The organism is Arcicella sp. GW458-12-2-14-TSB2, assembly GCF_059423785.1.
The window spans coordinates 1-8,111 of sequence record NZ_JBWKYN010000224.1; the positions used below are offsets into that span (position 1 = coordinate 1).

At 34.0% G+C, this 8,111-nt stretch carries 3 protein-coding genes; all 3 read right to left on the reverse strand.

Features of this window, described 5'->3' with window-relative positions; all coding sequences use genetic code 11:
* On the reverse strand, positions 1-3,009 hold a 3,009-nt coding region (locus AC07XN_RS21950), incomplete at its 3' end, for a glycosyltransferase family 2 protein (RefSeq protein ID WP_494744598.1).
* The gene (locus tag AC07XN_RS21955) at positions 3,009-4,337 is read right to left on the reverse strand and encodes a glycoside hydrolase family 2 TIM barrel-domain containing protein (protein WP_494744599.1); all 1,329 of its coding nucleotides are present in this window, start codon (positions 4,335-4,337) and stop codon (positions 3,009-3,011) included. The genes AC07XN_RS21950 and AC07XN_RS21955, both read right to left, overlap by 1 nt.
* 169 nt (positions 4,338-4,506) lie before the next feature.
* Complete coding sequence (locus tag AC07XN_RS21960; protein WP_494744600.1) at positions 4,507-7,944, reverse strand: sensor histidine kinase; 3,438 nt, start codon at positions 7,942-7,944, stop codon at positions 4,507-4,509.
* Positions 7,945-8,111: the final 167 nt, after the last annotated feature.

The window sequence follows — 8,111 nt, forward strand, 5'->3', positions numbered from 1 at the left end:
ATTATTGCCTATATGCCAAGCCTTTATGGTTGTATTATTTCGATTTTGTGTTATAAAGGTTAATATTGAATTTGTAAGCGATACTAACTGTTTTTTATCACTACTAAAATTGATATTATCAGGTATCCAAAATCCATAGGTAATTTTTAAATCATACTGTGCTGCTACTTCAAATGTTATTCTATCATAAACATTTGGTCCATAACATTTAATTGTATTTATCCCACTTTGTTTTATATCACCAAAGTCTTTTATAATCGTTTTTTTGGTTAGTGGCGTAATATTTTTGTACCAATTTTGGGCTTTGGTATAATTAACCCCCTGTAGATTCAAAAACATTTTACTACTGTCTATTTTAGCAATATTTTCGACTTTGGAATGGTTTTTAGTATCTGTATTAATTATGTCTATAGGTTTGTGGTACTGTTTGATAACTGCCGAAACATTGGATGGGTTACGGATTGTCCAATCTATTTTACCCATACTGCCGTCTGGGATATTCTCATCCACGGCTGAATTAAAAAGCACAAGGGCTTTTACCTCTGGGAACTTCTTTTTAATATTTTTAATGCCTTCATTCAACCATTTGTCTTGATGCTTATCTTTTTTTAGGGTCCCCACTTCGGCAATCATAATTGGAATACCTGTTTTAAAAATTCGATTTTGATGATAAGGGCGATATAGTTGCTCTAAAGAATATGATTTTTTGTCATCACTATACTCAGCAAAGTTTAGCCCTGTTACGCCTATCCAATCTACCTTTTCTTTGCCCGGAAAATATTCATTTACTGTCGCAGGTTTCCATGGATTCCATACCCAAACTACATTATATACATTGTTTTTGATAAATGCTTTTCGTAAATACATCCAAGCGGCTTTAAATTCTAAGGGAGTATTATTCCCTGTTTTCGACCAAGGATAAAATGGGTTATCGACTTCGTGTGCAAATCGCAAGAACACTGGTCGATTCAGGGCCTTTAAGTCTAAAGCAAAACGCTTAATATAATCATCATATTTACCATGTGTAATATTCAAGAAAACCTTTTTGTCATTAAAAGTTTTTGCTTTTGTAGAGGCAAGGGAATCCTCAAAAAGTATTTGCCATGGTTCCCAAGTAATCATTGGGATAGAGTTGTTTTGATAGACAGACTTTAAGGTTGAAGTAGGTATAAAACACCTTTTGGCATTGCCCCATGAAATATAGAATGATACTATATCAACATGACATTTAGCTTCTACTTGAAAAGCCTTCACAAGTGCCATTGAAGATAATCCCTCTGAACTTTGTGGACTAAAAATTCCTGTTAAAAAAATATCCTTCTTGTGGGACATTTGTTGCTGAATATTTTCCCCAAAAGGATTGAATTGCTTAAAATAAAAACAACTGAAAATACCCATTATCAAGATTATTAATCCATAGTTATTAATTCGCTTATAAACCCTACGCCTGAATACCCAAAATACAGATTTCACCTCTGCTATAGCATTAAGTGGATAATCAATACTTGGATGAGACTTTCTGTACTTCCTTATCTTTAACTGTTCACTAGCCAACAGAACAAAAGATAGAGAAATACAATTGATGCAAGCAATGCCAACCATCATAAAAGTAAACGGATTCCAATCATAATATAAGCCATAAGCTATTGCCGTTAACGACAATATTAAGACAACAATATTAGGAAGGTTGATGATTAGGTTCTTTTCGTTGATAGCTTCTTTGGGGGTAGGAATATAGGGGACTTTTTTCCTGATGATTGTATAAAATATCCCAACTATAAATACCCACCAAGTACCTATAAGTAATAGTCCGCCCACAATATGAAAACCCCGCTCTTTATCTTCCATTACCCATTGCTGTACATAGTGTCTGATGATGACGATAGAAATTACAAAAGGAAGGGCATCAAATAAAAATGTTCCTAAATCAAGCTGAAGTGGATATGTATCACCAAACAGCGATATAATGGGTATTACAAAGTTGAGAAAATAGATAATACCTGATAAATAATGAAAAGGCAAAATACCATAATGTAGTTTCTGACGCCAATTGAATTTTGAAAAAAGGCTGATGTAGGAGGTAACTAATAATTCAAAGACTCCTCTCGACCATTTTAATTGTTGTTTGTAATAGGCCGACAATGTAGCTGGCACAAGCCCTCTGGCTAATATGGCAGGCACATAAACCGATTTCCAACCTTTGGCATGTAGCTGCATGGCTGTGTGCATATCTTCGGCTAGACCAGCGGCATGTCCTCCGATAGACTCTAGGGCTGTTCTTCTAAAAGTACAATTAGCCCCAATTGCCTGAACAGTGCCATAGCTGTTCATGGTCATCATCATAGGACCATAAAACTGGTAGGTTTGTTCGGCTGCCCCTTTGGCAACTAAACTTTGATGGTGATTGGCATAGGCCTGAACAATCTGGACATACCCAATTGTTGGGTCATTGAAATGATTAACGATGGGATCAAGGAATTCAGGAAATGGAACATGGTCGGGGTCTAGCACAACACAAAGTTCGCCCGTTGACTGCTTTAAGGCATTGTTGATATTGCCTGCTTTGGCATTGATTTTTTCGGTTCTTGTAATATGGTTTACCCCAAGGTTTTTACATACCTCTTTTAAGTATGGGTCGTCGGCTTCATCACATAAATAGGTTTGATGGGGGTATGTAATAGCCTGAACTGCCGTAAGGGTTTCTACAATCATATCGTAGGGTTCGCCCTCACAAAATGTTGTAAAAATATCTACTGTATAGGTTTTCTCGGTAGGGTATGTCGGAGGGACAGAAATAAAAAGATAATGATACCATTCATAGATAATCTTTAAACAAGTAAAGATTAAAGTAATCATCAAAAACCAATACAAAGTAATATTAGCAATAATAGATTTATCGAATAAGGTCCAAAGAAAATACACCATACTACCAAGCCCTATGCTTATCATAATGCGTAGGGTAAGTAGTTGTTTTTTGTTGGGTGGAGGTATGATTTTGGGGGTTTCCATCATTTATTATCTACTACATAAAAGGGAGTGTTACAAGTAGCAAAATTTCCATGTTTATCATATACTGAAACATAAATACGATAAGGACCTTCTTTAGGAGGGGTTCTGAAAACCACTGTTGTTTTGCTTTGTTTAATGAATACGTTTTCGATAGGCTTTACTTTTTTAGTACTATAAATATCGTTTACTTGAAACCAGTCTTCTGGCAACACCTGCCATTGGTAAGTTAGGCCTGTAGTATCTGCCTTATCCATCAACAATAATTTAGCAGTAGCCTTGGCATTGGGTTGATAGATTAAATTATCCCTTGCTCCTTTTCCATCTACTACCATATAGCGTATTTGCGGGGCTTTGTCTGTTGGGTATGTTGACGTCCATATATATTGCATAGTGCCAACGGCTTCAGATGATGCCCCATTTTCATCAAAAAGACTAAACCAAGTAGGAGTGTTTTCTTGTTTATATCCCCAATAAAAAACCAACGAGCCTAATAGTCTCGGATTTTCAACAGGCATATCATGACGATATATCCAGAGGTATTGTTCTGCTTTTTTTGTACTTGTGTTTTCAATAAAGGCCCTCCAAGCGGTATGCTCATGGGGGTACCATGGCCCATCAATTCCCCATTCGGTTATCAAAAATGGGCCATCCCACAGCCATTCAAAATCTTCTAAATCTTTCCTCAAGTCTTTTAGTTTGCCAAAGATGTTAAAGGATATAAAATCAATATTAGTCCTAAATTTGATATGGAAAATGTTTTTACGTTGGAAATTAGTTATGGTAGTAGTCACCAAATGGTTAGGGTCATTTTGATGAATCATATCTACTAGATTATTGAATACCCTATAAAATGACAAGAACCGAGGTTTGTTCGGAAACGCCAATTCGTTACCCAAACACCAGCATAATAATGAAGGGTGATTTTTGTATTTATTAATAAAACTGGAATAACGTTTATATTGCGTAGCAATTAATTCATCATTTTTATAAAACCAATCTCCATCATTGTTCATGGGCATTGGCAAACCTACAACTACAGCAATGTCATAGATTTTAGCTTCGTCTAATATTGCTTGCAGATGAGTCGTATCCCAAGTTCTGATAGTATTTCCCCCAGCTTCTTTTAGTTTCTTTAGGTTCGTAAATCCGGCAGCCCCCTTAATAAAAAAAGGTTTGCCGTTTCTGTACAAAGTATATTGCTTTTTTTCATATTTAATATGTACAGTTTTGTGCGAATTATCAGGGGTTTCTTTTCCGCAACCTAATAATATGATTGAAAGGTAGGATGTAAAAATACTAGCTATAATAGTTTTGAGTCTATTTTTCACTGAGTTTATTTTTTAAGATAATAAAGCATTTAAGTTGCCATAAAATTAATGACTTTACTTACAATTGAATAATGATGGTGCAAAAAAGCCTTTATTTAATACCTTTCTAAATTAAGGCATCAAATAAAGGCTTTTAATAAATACTTTAATATCTCAACATCACTCTTTCTTAACTATATTGATACGGAAAGATTAATGTAAATGTTGTCCCTTTTCCTTCTTCACTTTCAAAACTGATTGTCCCGCCCAATTTATTGGTAAATTCTTTGGTAATATTCAGCCCCAAACCTGTACCTTCTATTGCCAATACATTATTGGCTCTGAAAAATATCTCAAACAAATGTTGTTGGTCTTCCAAAGGAATACCGATGCCATAATCTTTGACAATTATGCTAAAATTATGCTCGTTAAAATTCAATGTCAGACTAGGGTTTGCCCCTCCTTCTGAATATTTAAAGGCATTATCAACCAAATTATGAATCACATGATTTAACAACGAGGCATCCGAATAAATCGCTTTGCTCACTAACGGTAGCGACAATTCAAGTTTCCGTAGGTCACTCCTATCTAAAAAATATTGTGAGTTGATTTCATTTACTAATGCTACGATATCAATATTCTCTAATTCTAAATTGAGTTTATCATTCGCTGTTCTTTCTAATAAAAGAACATCTTTCAGCATCTCGGTCAAACGGTTAGACTGGAGTGTTACCCGATTAAGATGATGCTGTATTTTCTCTTTAATATCAATATTATTAAGCATATTAGTATAAATACCCAAAATATCAATACTGGTAACGATGGTCGCAAGGGGTGTTCTAAATTCGTGAGAAGCAAAAGAAATAAAGCGTGATTTTAGCAGATTGATTTCTTTTTCTTTCTCCAACGAAAGCTCTAATTGGCGAAGGTGTTTTTTTGCTTCCTCAGCATTTTTTCTTTCCGTAATATCGATTAGAATGCCATTAAAAACAATTTTTTGACCAATCGCTGTAGGGCTGGATATACCTTCAAACCATTTAATTTCATTCTTTGCATTCAGAATTCTTCCTTCAAAATGCCAATCAGATTTGGTTTGAATAGCGGCATAAATAGAATTTAAAAAAGCTTTTTTATCTTCATAATAAATATGTTTTGATAAATCTAATTCGTTAACATCAAAGTCAATCCCAAAAATATCAGCCATTTTAGAGCTTAAGTAAGGAAAATATGTTGACCCATCTGCTTCTACACAAAACTGATAAACAACCCCCGGAACACTCTTGGCTAGGGTTTTAAACATCAATTCGCTTTCCCGCAATTGCTCTTCTACTAATTTTAATTCCGTGATGTTAATGCTGATACCTATCAATCTATCAATTTCTCCATCCTCGTTAACTAACGGAATCTTTGATAACAAATACCATACTCTTTTCTTACTAGGGTCATCAATCAAGGTTTCTTTGTTAATGATAGATTTCCCTGTTTTGAATACTGTTTGGTCTTCCTCTATGAATGTTTTAGCATATTCTTCTGTAAAGGTTTCATAATCATTTTTGCCTAGCCCTTCTTTTTCTTCTTTAAAGCCTAAATATTCAAGTTCGGCTTTGTTAATTAAAGTCTTTCTTGATGCTAAATCTTTTACATATACGTTCAAAGGTAAATTATCAACAATGGTTCTCAGTAAATATCGTTCGCTTTTCAGCAATTGCTCTGCTTTCTTTCTTTCAGTAATATCCCTAAAATTCATGACAATCCCATTTATAGAGGGTTCTGCCAATTGATTATTAAATTGGGTTTCAATACACAACAATTCTCCATTAGGTTTTGTGTATCTAAAACTTGAAGTCGGACTGTAATTTGGATTACTATATACTTTTTGAAAAATAGCACCAAGTTCTTTCACATCATCTGGATGAATTAACTCTCTATTGTACTCTTCAAGCGTAGTAATGCCAAATATTTTTCTACCACCTGGGCTAATATCAACAATCTGATTATCTGCATCTACAATAGCTATTCCCTCTAAGCTATTTTCAATCAAGGCTTTGAAACGCTTTTCCTTTTCGATAATATCTCGTTCGGCTTGTTTTTTTTCTGTAACATCCTGTGAAGTAATTCTAATCTGACTTGCATTGTCGTTCTCATCTCTAATCAGTTTGGCATTCATAACGATGTACTTAATTGTACCATCTGCCATACTGAGACGAAAATCAAAGTTCAAGTATTTATCCTCACTCATCATTAGTTCATGCTGCTTTATAAGCTTGTCCTGATCCTCTTCATGAACATAAGTGAGTGCTTCATCAAGTGTCAGCGGTGGTTGGTCAGGCGCTATCCCGAAGATATTATACATCTCTTCTGACCAGTGGCTACTTTTATCAATTAAATCTATTTCCCAATAGCCTAATCTAGCAATACTTTGGGCTGCTAATAATTGTTCATAAGTTTTTTGAAGCGCAAATTCATTAAGCTTTCTTTCTGTGATATCCTTACCATAACAAGCAGTTCCTATAATTTCATCATCAATTTTTATAGGGTAAAATGAAACTTCTCGCCATAAGTTCGTTAGATATGCGATATTATATTGTTCTGTAAAAGTTTCTCCTTTCAACGCCCTCTCATAATAAGCAGTATAAAGTGCTAGATGGGCTGGCATAGCCTGAAGCGTATCTAAAACGTTTTTTCCGGGATAAATACTTTCACCAGAATAATCAAATATTAGTTTTTCAAAGGCCGCGTTGTATGATATTAAACAAAATGAAGTATCTACGCTCCATACAATTTCAGAGGTATTATCAATTAAGGATTTTAAATTTTTAGCATCAAATTCTTTTTGCTTTCTGGCAATTACTTGCTCATTAATATCTCTAAAATTCAATAAAACAGCTTGTATTGCATGATTACTTTGTAGGTTATGAATAGTGACTTCAAGCCAGTTTTCAGTATCATCAGTTGATATAATACGACACTCTACTTTCTTAGATTCCGTTGGATTTGCAATAGAATCGATAAAAGCTGTTGCCAATAATTGTCTATCTTCAGTATTTATTCTGATATTATTTTTGATAAAGTCAGTACTCACATCGCTTGAAAAACCTAAAATTCTTTTCCCTGCAGGGCTAACTTCAAGAAACGTCGCATCACTATCTAGCAAGGCATAGCCTTCATGACAGTTTTCGATAATTGAAAAAAACCTATTTTCTTTTAGCTTCAAAAGCTCCTCATTAGCTTTAAGAAGGGTAATATCTTTAAAATAACCATGCCAAATTATTAAACCATCGTCATTAATTTCTGGGCTAGCAAATACTTGTATCCATTTAAAATGAATATAGTCATGGCATATTCTAAATTCATAAAACCAGTCATTAAGTTCTTTCTGTGAGTTTTGTAAAGAGGTGAAAAAGCCCTCATAATCATCATTGATGATAGATTGAAAGTATGTTGAAGGATTATTCTGAAAAATATGTTTATCAACATTGAAAAATATTTTTTCAATTACCTTATTGAGATAAGGAAAGGTAATATTTCCTTCAGGTGAAAGCACTAGCTGGAACATAGCTACTGATGAATTACTATTTATATTTCCAACATCTTGATTGTTTTTTGGCTCACTCTCCAATGTATTCATGAGTACTTTCTTATTATAATAAACAAACATCATTTACTGTCAGTAAAGTAATTACAGACAACTCGGTATTTATAATCAAAGATTATACCATCTTTGACACAAACTTAGTTTATATGAAGATTGTTTAATTTGAGATAATAACAATAAAATAAACGGCAATATTTTAC

Coding starts and splice junctions, on each gene's coding strand:
- AC07XN_RS21960 (WP_494744600.1), bottom strand. CDS start 7,944: ATGAATACATTGGAGAGTGAGCCAAAAAACAATCAAGATGTTGGAAAT.